Genomic DNA, 21,584 nt, shown 5'->3' with positions numbered 1-21,584 from the left:
TCACACTCCGTTGAGGTAGAGGAGGACACACCGCGAGCAGACGGGCATCATCCCGTTCGCGCCGAGGATGCGGCGGACCTCGCGGAAAGATTCGTTGTGCCACAACCGCACCGGGTCCGTCTCGTACAGGTTGCCGACCACGAACTCGGGGAAGAACTTGCACGAGCTGACGTTGCCGTCGGCGTGCACCTCCATCCGGTTCGACACCGCGAGACACCGGCTGCGGTGCTGCGCCGGTTTCGGCGTGCCGAGCACGAAGTCCTCGACCTCGTCCGGTTCGAGCTGCGGCTGGTAGCGGATCCGCACGCGCCACCGCCGGGACGCCAGCCGCGCCATCGATTCGCGCAGCCGCGGCAGGCATTCCGGAGGCAGCCGGTAGGTGTAGGAATGCCAGGTCGGCCGCGCGGTGCCGGTCCGCGGAGCCAGCCAGGCGAACGACTCGGCGTAGACCCGGTCCATGGCCTCGGCCACCTCCGGGCTGATGTACCACGGGAACTGGAAGTAGACCGTGTTGACGCCGAGGTTTTCCGCCCACTCCATGAATTCGTACATCGTGTGCACGGTCCGGTGCGACACCATGCAGTTCACCGAAACCTCGCCCGCGAAAACGCCTTCGCGCTTGAGGCCGAGCATCAGCTCGATGTTCTTCGTGGTCCGGGCGAAAGTGCCGCGGCCGCGCAGCTCCTCGTGGTCGGTGCCGAGGCCGTCGAGGCTCACCAGCAGGTTGAGATGCTCGCCGAGCGCCAGCAGATGGTCGAGATTGCGCTTGAAGAGCAACCCGTTGGTGCAGACGGTGATCGTGCGCGGCGAACGGCGCAACAGCTCGGCGATGTCGCCGAACCGGCTGTGCAGCAACGGCTCGCCGCCCCAGACGAATACCTTCGAACGCACGGATTCCGTGGCATCCAGCAGTTTCGCCACGATATCCACGGCAAGCTCGGTCCGTTGCTTGGCGGGGCCGAAGTCGCGGAAGAAACCCTGTTCGCTCCACTGGTAGCAATGGCTGCAGCGCAGATTGCAGCGATACGTCAGCTGCAGGCACAGTTCCCTCGGCAGCGGCGTGGCGTAGGCCGGGTCCTCCGCGACGGCCCGGCGTGCCGACGAACGGAGCGCCACGGTGTGCTTGAGGTCCGCGAATTCCTTGGCAGTCAACGTTCTCGTGGTCAGCGGACGCATTGATCGTCCCCTTCCGGTTGCGGCTCGTTCCGAGGTTAGGAACGCCGAGAGGGCGGCGACACCCCTAGGCCGGGCGGCAGGGGAAGACCGCGGAAACGGGACAATCGCCGCCAGCCGGGCACGGGTTTCCAGACGCTCCGCAGTTTCAGCGGATCCTTCCGCGCCTCATCATCCGCTGCCCCCATTCCCGCGACTGCCTCGGCCCGGCGCGGCTTCTTTCGCCGCCGGGCAGAAGATCTCTTCTTCGGTGATCGATGCCGAAAATGCGGCGCTATTCCCGATCGGCCCCGCCGCCCGCGGTCCGGGCGTCGTTTGCGCGCGGAGCCGCCCGGGTATTCCGATGCCCCCGACCCCAGGAGAACATCGGTGAACGAGCTGACTTTCGGCATCGAGGAGGAGTTCTTCGTCGTCGACCGCGACGGCCGGCTGGCGCAGGCAGACGACGTGGTCGACCGCGCCGCGAAAACGGGCGGCGACAACGGCGAACTGCAGCACGAACTGATCCAGTCGCAGGCCGAGATCGCCACCGACGTCTGCCGGACCCGGGACGAGGCGCTGCAGCGGCTGCGCGAACTGCGCGCGGACCTGGCCGCGGCCGCTCGGCGGCAGCACTGCCGGTTGCTGCCGTCGGCCTCGCCGCCGGTGCCGGAAACGGGCCTGCCGGGCGTCACCCCGAGTCCGCGCTACGAACGGATCGGCGAGCATTTCGGCGCCATCGCGCGAACGTCGCCGACCTGCGGCTGTCACGTGCACGTCGCGATCCCGGACAAGGAGACCGGCGTCCAGGTGCTCGGGCGGATCCGGCCGTGGCTGCCCGCGCTGCTGACCGTGACGACGAATTCCGCGATCGCCGACGGTTACGACACCGGTTACCGCAGCTGGCGCTACCAGCAGTGGAGCCGCTGGCCCTCAGCCGGGCCGCCGCCGCGGTTCGCGTCGCTCGACGAGTACGAAAGCGTGGTCGACGCGTGGCTGCGCTCGGGCGCGATCCTCGACCGCGGGATGGTCTACTGGGACGTCCGGCTCTCGGAGAACCAGCCGACGATCGAGTTCCGCATCGCCGACGTCGCCGCGACGCCGGAGGAAGCGGTCTTGCTCGGCGTACTCGCGCGAGGCCTGGTCGCCACCGCGCTCGCGGACGACGGTCCCCCGCCGGACCTGCCGAACGAAGTCCTGCGCGCCCACCTCTGGCGCGCGTCGCGGGACGGCGTCAGCGGCTGCTGTCCGCACCCGCGCGGCGGTGACCTGGCGCCGGCCAAGGCGGTGCTCGCCGATCTGATCGAGCTGACCTCGTCCGCGTTGGAAGCAGCCGGGGATCTGGAGTTCGCTCAGGAGGCGACGGCGCAGCTGTGCGCCGAAGGCAGCGGCGCGGACCGGCAACGGCGTCGGTTCGCCGAACGGGGGCGTGGCGAGGACGTCGTGGACCTGCTCGCCGGTACCCCCTAGTCCGTCAGCGGCGATGCGCCCACGCCGCGGCCAGGCAATAACCGCCGAACGCCGCCAGACCGAACGCCACCACCGTCAGCAGCACCGTGCCGAACGGCTGGGCGGCGAGGGTCTTCAGGCTGGCATCCAGCCCGCCGGCCTGCTTCGCGTCGGCGCGGAAACCGGCGTAGCCCAGCAGGAACGCGGTCACCGCGAAAACGACCGCCTTCGCCAGATACCCGGTGCTGCCCAGCCACCCGACCCAACGACGGGTCTTGCCGGGCAACCCGGTGGGGTCGAGGTCTTCGAGGAAACTCCGCTTCACGCCTTTGACCCCCGCCGCGACCGCTACGCCGAGCACAATCGCGGCCGCGGCCACCACGAGCGCCGGACCGGCGGGCAGCTGGAGCAGCTTCGCGGTGAACTCCTGCTGAGCCTGATCGCTCGAACCGCCGCCGCCGTCGCCCGCGGCCAGGCGGAAGGCGGTGCCGCCCAGCGCGAGCACGACGATTCCTCGCGCGGCGGCGCCGAACCGTTTGCGCGTCCGTTTCCCGCCGCTGGTCCAGGTGTATCCGGTCGCGGCCATCAGGAACTGCCACAGCCCGAACGCGACCAGGCCTGCCGCGAGCACCCACAGCAGGACCTGGCCGAACGCCGTCGACCCGACCTCTTGCAGCGCGCCCTTCTGGTCGGGCTGCCCGCCGCCGCCGAAGGCGACCCGCACGGCGAGGTAGGCGAGGACGAGGTGCACGAGCGCGTAACAGGCCATTCCCGCCCGGCCGAGCAGCTGGGCGGTGCCGGTCTTTTCTCCTCGGGCGACTTTGGCGGCGATCCGGTTCATGCGGTGGGGATACCCGCTGTGGCCGCCCTGCCACTGGGCCAGGTGGCGCAATCCGCCACCTTGGTGAGCCTAGGTTCACGGAGGGTTAGTCCACAGAGGACGTGTTCGCTTGAGCCAGGGCGGCGGCGCGATCGGCTGCGCTGTTCTGCGTCGCGTGCGCGCGTTCAGAACGGCTTCGTCGAGGCTGCCCACGACGGGCAGCACGCGGTCGAGGCCCAGCAACGCCAGCGGGCGCAGCACAGCCCGCTGCTGCGCGACCACCGCGAATCGCACGCCGACGGCGCGGGCGTCGTCGGCCTGTTCGGCGAGGAATTTCAGGACCCGGGCCGAGCAGAACGGCACGTCGGTCAGATCCACGAGCAGGGCCGGCGGCCGCAGCCCGAGTTCGCCGGACACGATCCGGCGGAGCCGGCGAACGTCGGCGGCGTCGAGGTCCCCGGCGAGGGAGACCACAGTCGACTTCGCGGTGCGGGTGAGCGTCGTCACGGGACGGCCGAGCGGGCATACGACGGTCAAGCTCAACGGCGGGGCGTTGCTGTGCATGATTTTCGTTCCCTCCTCGCGAAAAGCGGGGCGGGGACCGGGAACGGGCGGCACCGGCCGGGCTGCCGGAAGTCCCCCTCGCCGACTGGTCAGGTGCGGCGAAGGCCTGACCGGCGATGCCGCCAAGATACCTCCGGGGCACCCGTTTTGCGCAACCCCGCTTCACCCGGCCGGCGGTATGGGTACCCGGCGCCGCGCGCTCGCCGAGGGGGAATCCGGTGGCTGGTCAGCGGAATTCGGCAGGACACGCCCGAGAACACGACGCGTGCGCCGCGGCGGCCGGGCACCCGGCAAGGCGTCCGGGCCGGGCAAAGACCGACAGCAGCTCACCCGGCCGTGACCACCCGAACCCGCTCAGGCCAGGCAAATACCGACACCAGCCCACCCCGCCACGACCACCCAAACCCACTCAGGCCAGGCAAAAGCCAACACCAGCCCCCCCCGCCACGACCACCCAAACCCACTCAGGNCCCCGCCACGACCACCCAAACCCACTCAGGCCAGGCAAAAGCCAACACCAGCCCACCCCGCCACGACCACCCAAACCCACTCAGGCGGGGCCTCCGGCCGACAGCCGGGATTGTCTTCGTTCACTGGATGTTCCCGCCGGAACAGGCCCGCCGCTGTCCGGCACGGCGGTTTCGTGTCCGGCCAAGGGGTTTGGCCGTCGGTCAACGACACGATCGCGTCCGGTCGAGAGCTGCCCTTCAGCGCTTCGGCGAAGCCGGGCCACAAATCCGTCCCTCCGCCGCCCAGCAACGGAATTCCCTCGTCTCGGCACAACTGCGCGACGTACGCGGCGGCATCGCACGACAGCACCGAGAGCAGATCGCGCGGACGATCGCGGTGATTTCGAGGATCGCGCTGCCCAGTTCGGCGTCGCTCACCGAGCCGGAAGTGCCGGCGATGACGCAGGCCCGCGGCAGGGCTGGCCGCGCGCCCGCTGACTCGATCATCCACGGCGAACTGTCGCACGCGCGCCCAGGATGGAAGACGAGGATTCTCGTTCGCGGGGAAAGGGTGCGTCAGCACGCACCTTGGGCGAACGGAACCTCCGATCTGGTCGAGCAGCCGCTCGGCACGACGAGCCGAGCAGGATCGGCGCGGGCCGCGCCGCGACATGTCATATTCTGACACCCGTGGCCGGACGGCGCGTTGTTCCGCAGAGCGGTCAGCGGGCATCACCAGGCGCGTCCGGGCGGCTACGGTCCATGCACGCGACAGGGAGGGAGTCCTGGTGACGGACCCGAAACGGCAGACTCTCACCGAACGCCGGGCCGAGGAGCTGCGGATGAACATCGCGCTCACCGCGCGCGACCTGTTCGTCGCCGAGGGCCACACCGCGGTCACTGTCGAGCGGATCTGCGAGATCGTCGGGATCAACCCGCGGACGTTCCACCGGCACTTCCCGGTCAAGGAGGACGTCCTGATGCCGCTGCTGCGCCGCAGCGAACGCGTCATCCTCCAGGGGCTCGAGGACGCGCCGGACGACGCGGACCCGGTCGAGGTCCTGACGGCCGCGCTCACCACGGAGCTGAACCGGCGGCAGGTGCCGGAGTACGACCACCAGATCATGACGCTGATCGTCAACACGCCGCAGTACCGGCTCCGGTTCGTGGAATGGTGCGAGNGGTGCGAGGGGCTGAGCGAGGCGGTGACCCGGTTCCTGGCCCGGTATTACGAGCTTGACGCGGATCCGTTCCTGCGCGAGCTTCCGGCGCTGCTGGTGATCCAGACGATGCGGCACGCGCTGATCCGGTGGGTGCGCAGCGGGGGGTCGGATGATTTCGGGGACATCGAGCGGTGGGACGCGCGAGGGTTGCGGTTGGCGTTGAGCGGCCTGGCTCGGCTGCCCCAGTAAGCTTTTCTCAGCGGGCCGTGCGGGGAACCCTGAGAGAATCTGATTCCCTCAGGGTTCCCCTCACGCACATTCCGCCAAGGTTACGAAGACGCGCCCGCCGCGTGCAGCGCGGCAATATACCCGTACACCACGCCCTGCCCGATCGTCGCACCAGCGCCCGGGTACGAGGTGCCGAAGGCGTTCGCCGCGGTGTTCCCGATCGCGTACAGTCCTTCCACCACCGCGCCGTCCTCGCGCAGGACCCGGGCGTGTTCGTCGGCGACCAATCCGCCGCAGGTGCCGAGGTCGCTGAGGACCACCTTGACCGCGTAGTACGGGGCGCGGCGCAGCGGGGCCAGGTTCGGGTTGGGGCCGATCGTGGGGTCGCCGTAGTAGCGGTCGTAGGCACTGTCGCCGCGGCCGAAGGCTGTGTCGCGTCCGGCGGCGGCGCAATCGTTGAACTGCTGGAAAGTGTCCTGGAAGGAATCGGCCGGAACGCCCATCGCCTGTGCCAGCGCGCCGAGGTCGTCCGACTTGTGGGCGATTCCGGCCCGGTACCACGATTCCGGGAGCGGCTGCCGCGGGAAGCAGCGGCCGGCGAGGATGTAGCTGTCCCGGTAGCGCTGGTCGAAAACCAGCCACATCTCCTCGACCGGCGTCCCGGCCCGTTCCCGCGCCAGGATTTCCTGGCCGAACGACATGTAGTCGGTCGCCTCGTTGAGGAACCGCTTCCCGGTCCGGTCGACGATGAACGAACCCGGCAGCGAACGTTCGGCGAGCAGCACCGCCGGGGCGCCGCCGGGCACCGGGGCGAAGGCCGGGAACCACCAGGCCTGGTCCAGCAAAGCGGTGCCCGCGCCGAGTTCCTGGCCGGCGAGGATGCCGTCGCCGGTGTTGCCTTCCGAACCCAGGCTGTACTCGCCGAGTCGCGGCGACTGGAACTTGTGCCGTGCCTCGATGTCGTGGTCGAAGCCGCCCGCGGCCAGGACGACGCCGCGGCGGGCCCGCACGGTGACTTCGCGGTCGCCTTGCCGCAGAACGGCTCCGGTGACCCGGCCGTCGTCGTGAAGCAGGCGGGCGAGGGCGGTCTCTGTCCACACGGGAATGCCCGCGCGCAGCACGCCCGCGAACATCCCGGCCGCGAGCGCTTGCCCGCCCGCCAGGTAGTCGCGGCCGATCAGCATGCCGCCGATGCCCAGCGCGGCTCGGGCGAAGATCCGCGGCAGGGCCTTGAGCGGCTTGCGCGCCACCAGGTTCATCCACTTGTAGTCCGCCCCGGTGACGGGCATCGGGACCGGGGCCTCCATCACGCCGGGACGCAGCCGGGGGCGCTCGCCGCCGAGCACGGAAGCGTTGAACGGGCGGCATTCGCACGTCCGGCCCTCGGGACGGCCGCCGGGTTCCTCGGGGTGGTAGTCGGAGTAGCCCTTGGCCCAGAAGAACCGCATGGGAGTGGTGCGGCGCAACATGTCGACAGCGGCGGCACCGTGTTCGAGGTAGGCGCGGCCGCGTTCGGCCGGGGCCGAATCGCCGACTACCGCGTCCAGGTAGGCACCCGCGTCGGCGACGGCTTGAGGACCGGTGTCCGAGAGCACCGCGTTCCCGGGAATCCAGAAGGCGCCGCCGGAACGCGCGGTCGATCCGCCGACGTAGCCGGTCTTCTCGACGACCAAAGCGGACAGTCCGCGTTCGTGGGCCGCGAGCGCGGCGGCCATGCCGGTTCCCGAGCCGACGACGAGGAGATCGACGGTCGTGTCCCTGGCCGGCACGAGCGCGGGCATTTTCTTCTTCATGTCCTTCGAACTCCACTTCGTTCTCGGCGGGAGGCCGGGCCACCGTATTTCGCCGGGCGCGCCGGTCCCCCGGCCGAGTCCAGTCAGCGGAACATCAGCGGCCGAGGAACGCCAGGACAGCGGCTTCCCAGGCGGCCTTCTGTTCGATCATGACCCAATGCCCGCAGTTCGGGAAGATGTGCACCTCGCCCCGCGGAAGGGCGCGCATCGGGAGCAAAGCCATGTCGACCGGGCTGACGCGGTCGTCGCGGCCCCAGGTGACCAGCGTCGGGACGTCGAGGCGGCGCAACTGCGCCCAGGCCGGGGTTTCCGCGCTGCGTGCGGCTGCCGCCATCCCGGCCAGTGCTGCCGCGCCGTACATCCGGCGCGAGTTCTCCAGGGTCGCGGGGTCCGTCGCCTGGAGCCAGCGTTCCTCGATCATCTCCTCGGTGACCAGCGCCTGGTCGTAGACCATCGAACGCAGCCAGGCCACGAGCGCGTCGCGGGCCGGGTTTTCGACGAACTCGCTGAGCCGGACGATCCCCTCCCCGGGCTGGGCGCTGAAAATCGGGGTTCCGATGCCGCCGATCGTGACCAGCCGCTCGACACGTTCGGGGGCCGACAGCGCGAAGTCCGTCGCTACGAACCCGCCCATCGAGTTGCCGACCATGCGCACGCGGTCCAGGGAAAGACCGTCGAGCAGCGCGCGCACGGCGGTCCCGGCGGACCGCATCGGGTGTACGGAGCCGAAATCGTCGCTGACCCCGAAGCCCGGGAACTCCAGGACGATCGTCCGGTAGTGCTGGGCGAAGGTCGCCACGTTGGCGCCGAAGTTGCGCCATCCGGTGACGCCGGGTCCGGAACCGTGCAGCAGCACCAAGGGCGGACCGTCGCCGCTTTCGCGGTAGCGCAGCACGCCGTGTTCGGTGGGGAGTTCAACCAGATCGGGGGTCATGGGGCGACCTTGCCAGCGGTACCGGGGCCGTTCGGCCAGCCTTCCCGATCAGCGGACGCCCGCGCTGATCCGTCCGTAGCGGCCCCGGAAGAAGACCAGCGGCTCAAGATCCGACGAGGACAGATGCCGCACCCGCGAAACCACGATCGCGTGATCGCCTGCCCCGTGCTCGGTATCGAGTTCCGCCTCGATCCACGCCAGCGAACCGGCTACCACGGGCGCGCCCGAAGGCGACGGCGTCCACTCGATCCCGGCGAACTTGCCGACCCCGCGAGCCGCCAGCTGACGGCACACCGCTTCCTGCGATTCAGACAGGATGCTGATCGCGTAACAGCCCGCCGAGCGCACCCGCGGCCACGAGGTGCTGGTCGCCGCCACGCAGAACGCGACCAGCGGCGGATCGAGCGACACCGACGTGAACGAGTTCGCCGCCAGCCCGGCCGGTGAGCCGGTTTCCTCGTCGATGCCGGTGATCGCCACCACGCCGGTCGCGAAATGTCCCAGCACGGTTCGCATCCGGATGGGGTCCGACGGTTCGGTCATTGAACGTCTCCCTTCGCCGCGGCGCGTCCGGCGCGGCGTCCGTAGAAACTGCCGTCGCCCAGCGAAGCGCCGCTGACGTAACCGCCGGTGCAGATTCCCGCCGTGCAGCGGCCAGCCGCGAACAAGCCCGGGATCGGTGCCCCGGACACGTGCAGCACCCGAGCGTCCAGGTCGGTCCGCAGGCCGCCGAGCGGGAAGCCGGCGGTGGCGCCCCGCAGGTCGAAGGCGGCGACCGCGCCGGCGAGCGGGCGCAGCCATTCCGGTTTCTTGCCGAACAGCGGGTCCTCGCCTCGCGCCGCATAGGTGTTGTAGAGATCGACCGTGGTTTGCAGTGACAGTTTCGCCAGGCCCATGTCGGCTTCCAGTTCGGCGACAGTCTCCGCGGCCCAGGTCGGCGGCACGCGGAAGTTCGGGGTCGCGGTCTCGGTGGCGAGCGCTTCCTCGTGTGCCTGTTCGTCGATCACCAGGTACGCCTGGTTGTCCTGGTGGAACAGCGTCGCCTGGCCGATCCTCCCCGGGTAGGTGTCCTCGGTGACGTAACGCTGGCCTTGTCCGTTGACGAGAATGCCGCGCGCCATCATCTGCGGGTCGCCGAAGAACGCGACCTCGGTGGCGTCCATATGCGCCGTCGCCGCACCGAACGCGGTGGCGGCCAGGATGCCGACGCCGTCGTGTTCCTCGATGGCGGCTCCCGGGCGGCCGATCAACTGCGGCGCGTGGTCGGCGACCATCTGCTCGGAGTAGGCGAATCCGCCGGTGGCCAGGACGACACCGAGTTCGGCCCGTACGGCGATCTCGCGGCCGTAGCGCCGCGCGAGCACTCCGACGACTCGCTCGCCGTCCACGATGAGACGGCTCAGGCGGACGTCGTAGGAAACGCGTACGCCGAGCGCTTCGGCGGTCTCCGCGAGCGGCTTCATCAGCATGTAGCCGCCGCCTTGCTCACCGGTGCGTTTGTTGCTCATTTTCGGCACGTGTCCGCGCGGCGCGGGACTGGCGACGGCGTTGAACGGCACCGCGTTCTCGCCGCCGGAGTACGCCAGGCCTTCGTCGTGCGGCGGTTCCCAGCCGGGTTCGTCCCAGAGTGCCTCGCGGAAGGGCACGCCGTTGCCGACCAGCCAGTCGTAGTGTTCCAGGCTGCCGCGGCAGTAGTCGGCGATCTTGGCTTCGTCCGCGCCTGGGCCGACAGCTGCGAGCAGGAACTTCTCCATGTTCTCCACGCTGTCCTCGAAACCGAGGGCGCGCTGGAGCGGAGTGCCGCCGCCGAGGTACACGAAACCGCCCGCCAGCGCCGCCGCGCCGCCCCAGCCGCTCGTGCGTTCCAGGATCAGCACTTGCGCGCCGGACCTCGCCGCCTCGATCGCCGCGGACACGCCCGCGATGCCGTACCCGGCGATCACCACATCCGCGGTCTCGTGCCAGTCGGTGATCACGGCGGCCGGGACGGGACGCAGTTTGTCGGTCGTCATGGATCAGCCCTTCCTAGGCCAGGAGGTCCCGCATCATCTGCCAGAGCTTCTCGCGCGCGGGTCCGGTCAGGGACAACGCCGGGATCGTCAGGAAGCCGTGGAACAGGCCCTCGAACCGGTGCGCGGTGACTGGTGCCCCGGCTGCCCGCAGCCGCTGCGCGTAGTCGTCGCCGGAGGCGCAGAGCGGGTCCAGCTCGGCGGTCGCGACCACTGCGGGCGGAAGGTCTGCCAGCGACTCGGCCCGCGTGGGCACCAGGTAGGGGCTGTCGGTTCCGTCCGGCGCGTATTGCGCCCAGTACCACCGCATCGCGGTCTCGGTGTTGTAGTAGCCCTCGCCGTAGCGCCGGTAGGACTCGGTGGAGAAATCGTCGTCGATCACCGGGTACAGCAGGACTTGCCCGGCGATGCGCGGGCCGCCGCGGTCTCGGGCCGCGAGGCACACCGTGGCGGCCAGGTTGCCCCCGGCGCTGTCGCCGGCCACGCCGATCCTGGCCGGGTCTCCCCCGTACTCGGCGGCGTGCTGAGCCGCCCAGACCAGCGCCGTGTACATGTCCTCCATCGCCGCGGGTCCGGGATGGTCCGGGGCCAGCCGGTAGCCGACCGCGATCACGACAGCTCCCACCGCGGCGGCCATGGAGCGGCAGAACTCGTCGTGGCTGTCGAGGTCGCAGAACACGAAACCGCCGCCGTGCGCGAAGACGACCGCCGGAAGCGGCCCGTCGTGGTGTGGCGCGTAGATCCGCAGCGGCAGGTCGCCGCCGGGGCCTTCGATGACGCGGTCCTCCGCGATCCGCATCGCGGGCTGGCGCGTCAGCGGTGCCCGGCGGGACCGGATGATCGCCCGCAGCTCGGCGGGATCGTGCTGGGTCACGTCCGGGAAGCCGGCCAGCCCGGCCAGCATCGCCTTCACCTCGGTGCCCGCGGGATCGCCGAGGACGAACCCCCGGTATCCGGCGGCCGCGACATCGTCGCAGATCGCCCGGTATTTGCCGAGCCCGCCGAGGTAGGGCATGAACACCCGCGGCTTGCCGGGGATGTTCGCGCCGAGGTACCAGGAGCTGGCGGCCGGGAACAACGTCGCCGCCGCGTTGGCGTTGCACTCGGCCACCCAGTGCGTCACGGCGTCCTCGGTCGCCTCGATGGTCGAAACCCGGTTTTCCCCGAGATAGTCCACACAGGACGCGATCCAGTCCACGTGCTGTTCCGCGGTCAGCACCATGTTCGCCAGGACGCTCGGGCTGCCGGGCCCGGAAACGACGAACATGTTGGGGAATCCGGCGACCGCCAGCCCGAGGTAGGTGCGCGGTCCCGCCGACCATTCGTCGCGCAGCGCGCGCCCGTCCCGGCCGCGGATGTCGATCCGGGACAGCGAACCCGTCATGGCGTCGAAGCCGGTGGCGAAGATCAGCAGGTCGAGTTCGTGGAACGCGTCCGACGTGCGGACTCCCTCCGGCGTGATCTCGCTGATCGGTGTGCGCCTCAGGTTGACCAGCTTGACGTTATCGCGGTTGTAGGTCTCGAAATAGCCGCTGTCGGTGACGATGCGTTTCGTGCCGATCGGATGGTCGTCCGGGATGAGCTGCTCGGCGATCTCCGGATCGTGCACGAGTTCGCGGATCTTCGCCTCGACGTACTCGCGGGCGGTGTCGTTGGCGGCGAGGTTCGTGGTCTGGTCCGGGAATGCCTTGGCGAACAGGTATCCCCCGCGCTCCCACCACTGGTCGTAAATCCGGGTCCGCTCGGCGGCGTCGACCTCGAGCGCGCCGCGCGGGTGCGGGCTGGTGGGCGTGCCGCCGCCGCTGATCCGCGACAGCCGCCGGCGTTCGGCATAGCCGGCCTTGATTTCCGCGACGTACTCCGGGGTCAGCGGGTGGTTCCGGGCGGGGATCGAATAGTTGGGGCTCCGCTGGAAAACCGTGACCTGCGCGGCGGTTTCGGCGACGACCGGGATCGTCTGGATCCCGGACGACCCGGTCCCGATCACGCCGACCCGCTTGCCCTCGAATGCCACGGCGTGCTGCGGCCAGGAACCGGTGTGGTACAGCTCGCCCGCGAAACTGTCCCGCCCGGGAATCTCCGGCATGGTGGTGGCGGACAAGACACCGGTAGCCAGCACGAGAAAACGCGCGCTGACGGTCCGGGCGGTGTCGGTGCGAACCGTCCACCGCCCGGACCGTTCGTCGTACTCCGCCGCGGTCACCCGGGTCGACAACTCGTACGCCGGACGCAGATCGTGCCGGTCCGCCACGTGGTCGAGATACCGCAGAATCTCTTCCTGGGTCGCGAACCGTTCGCTCCACGTCCAGTCCTGCTGCAGTTCTTCGTCGAACGAGTAGGAATAGTCGATGCTTTCGACGTCGCACCGCGCACCGGGGTACCGGTTGTGGTACCACGTGCCGCCCACCCCGGCCGCGCTCTCGAAGCCGCGCACCCGCAGGCCGCGCGCGCGGAGTTCGTGCACCGCGTACAGACCGGCGATCCCGGCCCCGACGACGACTGCGTCGAAACAGTCTTCCACGTCAGACATCCACAGTGGACTCGGCGGCCTGCTGCGCTTGTTTCATCTCCTTCATCCAGAGCCATTCGTGGCCCCAGTAGCTGTCCGCAGTGATTTCCTCGGCGGTGTAATAGCTCTCGTCGACGAGCTGGCCGCCGTAGCCGTACTCGATGTCCCAGCCGCCGGGGACGCGCACGTAGAACGAGATCATCTTGTCGTTGGTGTGCCGCCCCAGCGTGGAGGACACCGGGAAATCGCGCGCGAGGACCTGGTCGTAGGCGCGGCCGACCGCGTCGAGCGAATCGACCTCCACCATGACGTGGATCAGGCCCGGGTCGCGGCCTTCCAGGCTCGGCATGATCGCCAGGCTGTGGTGGCGCTGGTTGATCCCGAGGAACCGGATCCGCAGCGGACCGGCTTCGGGCGGGCCGGGCATCCGGAACGCGCCGCGGGACAGGAAGCCGAGCGTTCCGGTGTAGAACTCGAAGGACTCGTCGAAGCTGGTGGTCGGCATGACCACGTGCCCGAGGCCCTGTGCGCCGGTGACGAACTTGTGGGCGTATTTGGTGAGCACCGGGCTGTGTTCGAGCACCGGCCCGTGGAAGAACTCGAGCGGCGTCCCGCCCGGGTCCTCGGCGGAGAAGCCGGCCTCGACCTTGCGCCGGTCCGCGAGTTCCTGCGACATCGGCGTGCATTCCACCCCGGACTCTTCGAGAGCCGCCCGCAGCCGGCGCAGCGCGGGTGCGTCCCGCACTTCCCAGCCGACCGCCGTCACGCGGTCGGCGTCGCCGTGCTCGACGGTGATCCGGGACGGCCGCTCGTCCATCCGGAAGTGCAGCGCGTCCTTCTCGTCGCCGAAGCCCGGCGCGAAACCGAGCACGTCGAAGCCGAGTTCGCGCCAGCGCGCCAGGTCGGTGGCGATGACCCGGACGTAGCCGAGTCCCTTGATTTCGCTCATCATGGGGTCCTTTCTCAGATCATCACGCGCAGCGGGCCCTGCGGGACTTCGACGTTCAACGACGCCAGCGCGGCGGCGTGGTAAGTGGTGCTGGTGACGTGGATGGCGTGGTGCAGACCGGCGTGCGCGTCGCGCCAGAAGCGCTGCAACGGGTTGTCCATCCGCAACGCGTTCCCTCCGGCGCGGTCGAAGATCTCGTCGGCGGCGCGCACCGCTCGCCACGCCGCGCGGGCTTGATCCCGGCGGATCCGGGCACGCGTGGCGAAGTCGATCTCCTCGCCGCGGTCGACCTTGTCCCACACCCGGTCCACATTGGACAGCAGCTGCTGGCGGGCGGCGTCGATCTCCGAGGCCGAATCGCTGAGCGCGTGCAGCACGTACGGGTCGTCCTTGACGAGCGTGCCGGTCGCGCCGACGCGGTTGCGCTGGTAGCCGATCCCGGCGGCCAGCACGCCCTCGCAGATGCCGATGGTCGCCGAGGTGATGCCGAGCGGGAAGATCGTCGACCACGGCATTTTGTACAGCGTCTCGGTGACGCCGTACTCCCTCGCCGCCGAACCGTCGATGACCTTGTCCGCGTCCATCACCCGGTAAGCCGGGACGAACGCGTCCTTGACCACGATGTCCTTGCTGCCGGTGCCGCGCAGGCCGACGACGTCCCAGGAACCGCCGATGATCTCGTAATCCGAACGCGGCAGGATCACGTGCATGCTGTGCGGCGGCATCAGCGGCTGACCGTCCTGGCCGCCGAGCAGCGCACCGAGGAAGATCCAGTCGCAGTGGTCGGTCCCCGACGAGAACTGCCAGCGGCCGTTCAGCACGAAGCCGCCGTCGGCCGGAACAGCGACGCCAGCGGGCATGTACGGCGACGCCTGCCAGGTGTCGGTGTCCTCCCCCAGGATCTCTTCCTGCACCTGAGGATCGGCGAAGGCGAGCTGCCACGGGTGCACGCCGACGATGCCGCCCACCCAGCCCGCCGACCCGTAGATGCTCGCGGTCTTCATCACCGTCTCGGCGAACTCGCGCGGGTGCGCTTCGTAGCCGTTGTACTTCTTGCGCTGCAGCAAGCGAATGATGCCCGCCTGCTTGAGCCGCTTCGCCATGTCGTCCGGCAACCGGCCGAGCGACTCGCCTTCCTCGGCGCCGGCGCGGAGTTCCTCGGCGATCGCCTCGATGTTGTCGATTGCTGGATTCGGCATGAAGGCTCCTCGTGTGCGGGCGATGGGTCGAGCTTGCCAACCGGGAAGCCGGATCGGCCCCGGTCTCCTGATGAGTGGAACAGCGGTTTCAGTACTCGATCGCGATCTCGGCGCTGACCGGTTCCGCCTGGCACGCCAGGACGTACCCCTCGGCGAGGTCGTCCTCGGCGAGAATCTCGTTGCGCGCCAGGTGCACTTTTCCTTCGGTCACCGCGCACACGCACGCGCTGCAGGCACCTTCGCGGCACGAGTACGGTGCGTCGACGCCCGCGGCCAGCAGCGCGTCGAGGAGTTTCTCCCCGGCTTTCCACGGGACGACGTGGTCCTCGCCTTCGAGCGAGACCCGCACGGTGCACGCGACCTCGCCGGTCCCGGATTCCGCTGGCGCAAAAGGATCTTGCCGCAGGGAAAGGAATCGTTCCGAGTGCACCCCGGTTATTCCGACGCTCGCGCAGACCTCCGCCGCCAGATCCATCAACGGCTCCGGCCCGCAGAGGTAGACGTCGCGGTCGGCGAACGGACGCAGCACCACGGTCAGCAGGTTCCGGCTGGGATAGCCCTGGAGCGATTCCAGCAGGTGGAGCACCGTGAAGCGATCGGGAAACTTGCTTTCGAGCGCGGCCAGTTCGGCGGCGAAGATCACCGACGCCTCGTCGCGGTTCGCGTAGAGCAGCACGACGTTCCCGCTGCCGCCGAACAGGATCGACTTCGCGATGGCGATCACCGGCGTGATCCCGCTGCCTCCCGCGACCAGTACCGCGGACTGGTCCAGCGACGCGGGCGTGAAGGTTCCGGCAGGCGGGAGCACGTCCAGCTCGGCGCCCGCGGTCACGGTGTCGCACAGCCAGCTGGACCCGTGCCCGCCCCGCACGCGCTTGACGGTGAACTTCATCGCCTGATCGCAGTGCGGCGAACTCGACAGCGAATAGCAGCGGGCGGAACCCGTTCCGGCGTCCGGGACCCGCACGGTCAGGAACTGCCCGGCCCGGTAGCCGAAGGCGGGTCCCTCGACCGGCTCCACGACGAACGAGCGCGCGTCGGCGGTCTCCTCCACGACGGCGGTCACCCGGACCCGTTTCCCGCGCGAATCCGGCGCGGCCTCGCCGCCGGTGCTCGTTTCGGTGGACATCCACCCTCCTGGTCGTCGTCGCCTGATCGCGGAACCGTACGGCCGCGCCCGGCCGGCGGAGCGCGGTCGTTTCGCTGACCGGGAGACGACCTTCCCACCAAGCGGTTGCTCGGGCTTTTTCCCGCTCTTCGCTGTGCTTGCATCCCTCGCATGCTGACTACCGACAAGATCGCCCACACCGTCGCGGAGTACGCGCGCAGGCTCGAAGCAGGCGACTCGACGCAGATCGCCGCTCTTTACGCCGAAGACGCCACCGTCGAGGACCCCGCGGGCAGCGCCGTCCGCAAGGGCCGGGCAGCCATCGCCGCGTTCTACAGCGAACTCGAAGGCCTCGCCCTCACCGCCGAACTGCTGACTGTCCGGGCCTCCGGCGACACTGCCGCCTTCCACCTGCGCGTGATCACCACGACCGGCGAGTTCGTCAGCTCGATCGAGCCGATCGACGTCATGACGTTCGACGAGCGCGGCCGGATCACGAGCATGCGCGCGATCTGGAGCCCGGCCGACGTCGTGCACCAGCGACGTTCCAGTCAGTGAACTGCGCCCGGATTCACCGCCCCGGCGCTTGTTAGAACCGGAACGCACCGGACTGACAGCTGCCCGCCTACCCTTTCCAGGAGAGCGCGATGACTTCTCTGCAACCGGACGAAATCCGCCTGATCGAAGCGGATTCGGCACCCGCCCGCTTCGCCCGCGGCTGGCATTGCCTCGGCCTCGTCCGCGATTTCGCCGACGGCAAACCGCATACCGTGCACGCCTTCGGCACGAAACTCGTGGTGTTCCGCGGGGCGAACGGAAAGATCAATATCCTCGATTCCTACTGCCGCCACCTCGGCGGCGACCTGTCCCAGGGCGAGGTGAAGGACGACGAGATCGCCTGCCCGTTCCACGACTGGCGCTGGGGCGGCGACGGCCGGTGCAAGCGGATCCCGTACAGCAAACGCGTCCCGATGCTCGCGCGCACGCGGGCGTGGACGACCTCGCAGCAGGACGGTTTGCTGTTCGTCTGGCACGACCCGGAAGGCGGGAAGCCGACCGGCGAGGTGGCCATCCCCCGCATCGAGGGCGCGGAAAGCGACGAGTGGACCGACTGGCACTGGTACACCACCGTCGTCGACACCAACTGCCGCGAGATCATCGACAACGTCGTGGACATGGCGCATTTCTTTTACGTGCACGGATCGCTGCCGACCTACTTCAAGAACGTCTTCGAAGGCCACGTCGCGACCCAGTACATGAACGGCGACTCCCGCGACGACTATCCCGCGCCGGAGGGGCAGCCGAAAATGCTCGGCAGCACCTCCGTCGCGTCGTACTACGGCCCGTCGTTCATGATCGACGACCTGACCTACCACTACGAATTCGGCGATCACCACACGGTTCTGCTCAACTGCCACTACCCGATCACGGCGGATTCGTTCGTGCTGCAGTACGGGATCATCGTCAAGAAATCGGCCACGCTGCCCGAGGACGCGGCGATGCGCTCGGCGATCGCGCTCGGCGACTACATCAAGGCCGGCTTCGAGCAGGACGTCGAGATCTGGAAGAACAAGGCCCGGATCGACAATCCGCTGCTGTGCGAGGAGGACGGGCCAGTGTACCAGCTGCGCCGCTGGTACGAGCAGTTCTACGTCGACGTCGCCGACGTCCGCCCGGAAATGGTCGACCGGTTCGAGTACGAACTGGATCTCACCCGGCCGACGCGGGCGTGGCACGACGAGGTGGCCGCCAACATCGCCCGCCAGGCGAAGCCGACGGAGACCGCGCCGTGAGCGAATCCAGGACCGACAACCGGCTCGACGACGTGCCGATGCAGCCGTTGCGGTGCCAGCACTGCGCGGCGCGTCTGCTGGTGCGCAAGAGCACGGTGCACCAGACGAGCTTGCAGTGGAACGCCGACGCCGTCGAAGCCTGCGCGGAACTCGGCGCGGCGCCGATGCCGGGTCCCGCGCTGGCGGGATGTTCGCGGCTCAAGGAGTCCCTCGAAGCCGAAGTCGCCGCCGGAGGGCTGCGGATAGTCCAGACCGTATGACCGCACGGATGCGCCGTGCCCGGTTCCCCGGGCACGGCGCATCTCGCTGTCCGCAGGCGGTTTACAGCCGAGCACCGGTGTGCCTACACTCCAATGTGTCAGATTCTGACAGGTAGTCTCAATCTGACATACGCAGTCTGGAGGTGGTGTTGCAATGGCGCACATCGAGGAGGCCCCCGCGGCGATGATCGACCGCGTCGCGTCGCTGCTGGAGTCCTTCGTGGGCGAACGGCCGCTGACCCTGGCCGAACTCGCCCGCCGCTCCCACGTGCCGCGGTCCTCGGCGCACCGGATCCTGCAGCGGCTGGTCGAACTCGGCTGGGTGGAGCGCAAGGAATTCACCTACACGCTGGGGGTGCGCATGTTCGAACTCGGCTCGCAGTTCACCCGGCGGCGCACCGTCCCCCGCGCCGCCGTCACGGTGATGGCCGGACTGCACCGCCGCAGCGGGCTGACGGTGTACCTGAGCATGCTGGTCGGCGCCGAGATCATGCACCTCGAACGGATCGGCTCGTGGCCGTCCGCCTCCGGGCAATGGAGCGCGGGCGCCCGTCAGCCGGTCACGCTCACCGCACCGGGCCGCGCGCTGCTCGCCACCCTCTCCCCCGACCGCTGGCCAGAGCTGCATTTCGATTACGCGCCGACCCAGTACTCCATCCAGTCGCGCAGCCAGCTCATGCGCGACCTCGCCCGGGTCCGCGACCGCGGCGGCGTGGCGGTGGACGCGCAGGGCACTCATCACGGCGTGACCGTGGTGGCCGCGCCGATCACCACCATGGACGACGACGGGCACTTCGCGCTGTCGGTGTGCGGGCCGACGCGGGCGCTCGATCTGGTCGCCACGACCGCCGAGGTGCGCAATGCCGCGGCTACGGTGTGGCGGGTCGCCAACGGGGTGCCCACGCTGCGGCCGCGGGCGGTGCCGGACCTGCCCTCTTCGGGGGCCGAACTCCAGCTCGCCGACGGACGGCCCGCTTCCGGCTGACCGGCCCTCGCCGCGGAGGGCCGGCCAGCGGTGCGTCACGCGGTCTGGCCACCGTCGATCACGAAATCCTGCCCGGTGCAGTAACTGCTCGCGTCACTGGCGAGGAACGCCACCAGTGCCGCCACCTCGCCGGTCTTGCCGGGGCGGCGGATCGGCTGCCCCGCCACCGCACCGCCGCCCGCGCGGGTCGTCTCGGAGATCATCTGCGTGTCGATCGCGCCCGGGCAGACGCAGTTGACCCGGATGCCGAACTCGCCGAGCTCCTTCGCCGCGGATTTGCTCGCCCCGCGCAGCCCCCATTTCGACGCGCCGTACCCCAGCCCGCCCGCGAAGCCGGTCAGCGCCGCGGTCGAAGCGACGTTGACGATCGAACCGCCGCGTTCGCGCATCAACGGCAGCACGGCCTGCATCCCGAGGACCGGGCCGATCAGATTGACGCCCAAGGTGTGCGTGAGGTGGTCTTCCTCGAAGCTCTCCAGGGGCGCCTTGCGGTAGAAACCGGCGTTGTTGACGAGCACGTCGACCCGGCCGAACCCGGCGCGGGCGCGTTCCATGGCGGCGGTCCAGTTTTCCTTGCTGCGCACGTCCAGTCCGACGGCGAGCGTCTCGCCGTCGATCTCGTCCGCGACCGCGGCGACGGCGCTTTCGTCCAGGTCCGCCAGGACGACGCGCGCGCCCAACCGCGCGGTGGTCCTCGCGTGCTCGGCGCCCTGCCCTTGCGCGGCACCGGTGACGAACACGATTTTGTCCCGCAGCTCCACGAGTTGTTCGGTCACGTTCCACTTCCTTCGGCTCGGAGCGCTCAGTCGCCCGAAGGTACCTTCGCGCGAACGGCGAGCGGAGGGCATGCGTCGGCTCAGCGGACACCTGCTTTCCCCGTTTGACCAGTGCCGTGCGGGACCGTAAGCTCGCACCAAGCGCTTGCTTTGTGCCGATGGGAGAAGGCTGCCCTTGAAGGATTTCCACGGCAAGCCGGGCGTCGCGGTCGTGACCGGCGGGACCGGAGGGCTGGGCGCCGCGATCTGCCGGACCCTCGCCGAACGCGGCTCCGCGATCGCCTTCGCCTACCGCAGCGATCACGAAGCAGCAAAGCGGCTAGCCGCCGAACTCGAAGCGACCGCAGATCCCCTGGACCTCACCGACGCCCAGCAGACCAAGGCGTACCTCGACCGCGTGGTCGAGCGCTTCGGAGCGATCCACACCCTCGTCCACGCCGCCGGACCGCTCGTCCCGCAACAGCATCTGTCCACAGTGGATCCCGCTGACTTCGGCAGGCACCTCACCGCGGAAGCCGCCGCGTTCTTCAATCTCGTCCACCCGGCGCTGCCCGCCCTGCGTGCCAGCAAGGGCTCGGTCGTCGCGGTCACCACCGCGGCGACCAAGCGGTACCCCGCCCGCGACGGCCTTTCCGCCGGGCCCAAGGGCGCGGTGGAAGCGACCGCACGGGCGTTCGCGGCCGAGGAAGGCCGGTTCGGCGTCCGGGTCAACTGCGTCGGGCCCGGAATGCTGACCGACGGGATGGCCGCGGACCTGACGGCCAGCGGCGACCTCGACGACCGCGCCCTCGACGCGGCCCGGCGCGCCATCCCGTTGCGCACCTTCGGCGACGCACAGGACATCGCGGAAGCGGTGTGCTTCCTGGCCTCGGACCGCGCCGGGTTCATCAGCGGGCAGAAGCTCGACGTCGACGGCGGATACGGCGCCTGATGTGCTCAAGCGCCTGGTTCTCCTGGCCGGACAACGCGGGCGAAGCGATGTCGCTTTCTCCCGCCCGCCGCTGGACACCCGGTGTGAATTGAGAAGGTCTCGTGTCCGGGCCGGGCGGACCGCCGGTCGTTCCGGCTGGACAGGCAGAAGCTGCACAACAATGGGTAAGGACACTTTCCTCGCGGCGCGGCGAAAAACGGATGCCGCGGCACGGAAGCGCACTCCCTGCTGCCTGCTGGCGGTCGCGCACCTCCCCGGAAACCCGCAGCAGTTCCTCGACCGCGCCGTCGACTTCGCGATCGAAAGGCCGACCGGGAAGATCATGCTCCGCCCGCGGACGAAGCGGCGTCTAGGCAGCGGGTTCACCAAAGAGATCACGCGCCCGCGGTACGGCACGACCGCGGTCAACGTCCGCCCGCGCCTCGTAGGGCGCGTTCCCCGGCCACCGACGTCCGGCGCGGCATCGGCGTCGCGCACAACGCGCTGCTTCTCGACCACGCAAGCGGGCCGTCG

Annotated in this window: 20 protein-coding genes; 7 read left to right on the top strand and 13 right to left on the bottom strand. The window is 69.6% G+C overall.

Annotated elements, in window-relative coordinates; translation table 11 throughout:
- On the bottom strand, positions 1-1,176 hold the full coding sequence (locus A4R44_RS18445; RefSeq protein ID WP_067581789.1) for a radical SAM protein: 1,176 nt from the start codon (positions 1,174-1,176) through the stop codon (positions 1-3).
- A 366-nt stretch (positions 1,177-1,542) separates the two neighbouring features.
- Here A4R44_RS18445 and A4R44_RS18440 point away from each other — a divergent pair, with 366 nt between their 5' ends.
- Positions 1,543-2,622 (top strand): glutamate--cysteine ligase, encoded by a 1,080-nt coding sequence (locus A4R44_RS18440; RefSeq protein WP_067581786.1) that lies wholly within the window; start codon positions 1,543-1,545, stop codon positions 2,620-2,622.
- Between the two features lie 4 nt (positions 2,623-2,626).
- On the opposite strand, the gene A4R44_RS18435 is transcribed toward A4R44_RS18440, so the two are convergent.
- The 3 genes from A4R44_RS18435 to A4R44_RS50455 all read right to left on the bottom strand — a co-directional run bounded on the left by A4R44_RS18435 (position 2,627) and on the right by A4R44_RS50455 (position 4,941).
- Complete coding sequence (locus tag A4R44_RS18435; RefSeq protein WP_067581782.1) at positions 2,627-3,442, bottom strand: DUF1206 domain-containing protein; 816 nt, start codon at positions 3,440-3,442, stop codon at positions 2,627-2,629.
- Between the two features lie 75 nt (positions 3,443-3,517).
- Positions 3,518-3,985, bottom strand: a complete 468-nt coding sequence (locus A4R44_RS18430) for an STAS domain-containing protein (RefSeq protein WP_067581779.1) — start codon at positions 3,983-3,985, stop codon at positions 3,518-3,520.
- A gap of 707 nt (positions 3,986-4,692) precedes the next feature.
- Positions 4,693-4,941, bottom strand: a complete 249-nt coding sequence (locus tag A4R44_RS50455) for a hypothetical protein (RefSeq protein ID WP_232791654.1) — start codon at positions 4,939-4,941, stop codon at positions 4,693-4,695.
- 281 nt (positions 4,942-5,222) lie between these two features.
- Between A4R44_RS50455 and A4R44_RS18425 the strand changes: the two genes are divergently transcribed.
- Complete coding sequence (locus tag A4R44_RS18425; protein ID WP_067581775.1) at positions 5,223-5,846, top strand: TetR/AcrR family transcriptional regulator; 624 nt, start codon at positions 5,223-5,225, stop codon at positions 5,844-5,846.
- 80 nt (positions 5,847-5,926) lie between these two features.
- Here A4R44_RS18425 and A4R44_RS18420 read toward each other — a convergent pair whose 3' ends face one another.
- The 8 genes from A4R44_RS18420 to A4R44_RS18385 all read right to left on the bottom strand — a co-directional run bounded on the left by A4R44_RS18420 (position 5,927) and on the right by A4R44_RS18385 (position 16,347).
- Complete coding sequence (locus A4R44_RS18420; RefSeq protein ID WP_067581772.1) at positions 5,927-7,618, bottom strand: 3-ketosteroid-delta-1-dehydrogenase; 1,692 nt, start codon at positions 7,616-7,618, stop codon at positions 5,927-5,929.
- A gap of 94 nt (positions 7,619-7,712) precedes the next feature.
- A complete protein-coding gene (locus tag A4R44_RS18415; RefSeq protein WP_067581769.1) occupies positions 7,713-8,552 on the bottom strand; it encodes an alpha/beta fold hydrolase in 840 nt (279 codons plus the stop codon).
- A gap of 48 nt (positions 8,553-8,600) precedes the next feature.
- A complete protein-coding gene (locus A4R44_RS18410) occupies positions 8,601-9,095 on the bottom strand; it encodes a flavin reductase family protein (RefSeq protein ID WP_067581766.1) in 495 nt (164 codons plus the stop codon).
- On the bottom strand, positions 9,092-10,564 hold the full coding sequence (locus A4R44_RS18405; protein WP_067581763.1) for an FAD-dependent oxidoreductase: 1,473 nt from the start codon (positions 10,562-10,564) through the stop codon (positions 9,092-9,094). Before A4R44_RS18405 ends, A4R44_RS18410 begins: the two co-directional genes overlap by 4 nt.
- A gap of 13 nt (positions 10,565-10,577) precedes the next feature.
- Complete coding sequence (locus A4R44_RS52430) at positions 10,578-13,091, bottom strand: alpha/beta hydrolase fold domain-containing protein (protein ID WP_067581760.1); 2,514 nt, start codon at positions 13,089-13,091, stop codon at positions 10,578-10,580.
- On the bottom strand, positions 13,084-14,019 hold the full coding sequence (locus A4R44_RS18395) for a VOC family protein (protein ID WP_067582340.1): 936 nt from the start codon (positions 14,017-14,019) through the stop codon (positions 13,084-13,086). The genes A4R44_RS52430 and A4R44_RS18395 overlap by 8 nt, the downstream gene beginning before the upstream one ends.
- Positions 14,020-14,033: 14 nt before the next feature.
- Positions 14,034-15,218 (bottom strand): acyl-CoA dehydrogenase family protein, encoded by a 1,185-nt coding sequence (locus A4R44_RS18390; RefSeq protein WP_067581757.1) that lies wholly within the window; start codon positions 15,216-15,218, stop codon positions 14,034-14,036.
- 88 nt (positions 15,219-15,306) lie between these two features.
- A complete protein-coding gene (locus tag A4R44_RS18385) occupies positions 15,307-16,347 on the bottom strand; it encodes a ferredoxin--NADP reductase (RefSeq protein WP_067581754.1) in 1,041 nt (346 codons plus the stop codon).
- 150 nt (positions 16,348-16,497) lie between these two features.
- Between A4R44_RS18385 and A4R44_RS18380 the strand changes: the two genes are divergently transcribed.
- The 4 genes from A4R44_RS18380 (at position 16,498) to A4R44_RS18365 (ending at position 19,364) form a co-directional block, all read left to right on the top strand.
- The gene (locus A4R44_RS18380) at positions 16,498-16,884 is read left to right on the top strand and encodes a nuclear transport factor 2 family protein (protein ID WP_067581751.1); all 387 of its coding nucleotides are present in this window, start codon (positions 16,498-16,500) and stop codon (positions 16,882-16,884) included.
- Positions 16,885-16,973: 89 nt separating this feature from the next.
- Positions 16,974-18,119, top strand: a complete 1,146-nt coding sequence (locus A4R44_RS18375) for a Rieske 2Fe-2S domain-containing protein (RefSeq protein ID WP_067581748.1) — start codon at positions 16,974-16,976, stop codon at positions 18,117-18,119.
- Positions 18,116-18,379 (top strand): ferredoxin, encoded by a 264-nt coding sequence (locus tag A4R44_RS18370; protein ID WP_198545340.1) that lies wholly within the window; start codon positions 18,116-18,118, stop codon positions 18,377-18,379. The genes A4R44_RS18375 and A4R44_RS18370 overlap by 4 nt, the downstream gene beginning before the upstream one ends.
- 154 nt (positions 18,380-18,533) lie before the next feature.
- The gene (locus tag A4R44_RS18365; RefSeq protein WP_067581744.1) at positions 18,534-19,364 is read left to right on the top strand and encodes an IclR family transcriptional regulator; all 831 of its coding nucleotides are present in this window, start codon (positions 18,534-18,536) and stop codon (positions 19,362-19,364) included.
- Between the two features lie 35 nt (positions 19,365-19,399).
- Here A4R44_RS18365 and A4R44_RS18360 read toward each other — a convergent pair whose 3' ends face one another.
- Entirely contained in the window at positions 19,400-20,140 is a 741-nt protein-coding gene (locus A4R44_RS18360) for an SDR family NAD(P)-dependent oxidoreductase (protein ID WP_067581741.1), read from the bottom strand.
- 175 nt (positions 20,141-20,315) lie between these two features.
- On the opposite strand from A4R44_RS18360, the gene A4R44_RS18355 reads away from it, so the two are divergent.
- Positions 20,316-21,071, top strand: coding sequence for an SDR family NAD(P)-dependent oxidoreductase (locus A4R44_RS18355; protein ID WP_067581738.1), 756 nt, complete (start codon positions 20,316-20,318; stop codon positions 21,069-21,071).
- Positions 21,072-21,584: the final 513 nt, after the last annotated feature.

Source organism: Amycolatopsis sp. M39 (assembly GCF_001651785.1).
In the GTDB taxonomy this organism is placed as follows: Bacteria; Actinomycetota; Actinomycetes; order Mycobacteriales; family Pseudonocardiaceae; genus Amycolatopsis; species Amycolatopsis rubida.
Note: the sequence above shows the minus strand (reverse complement) of the source record. Positions and strands in the feature narration are given on the sequence as shown.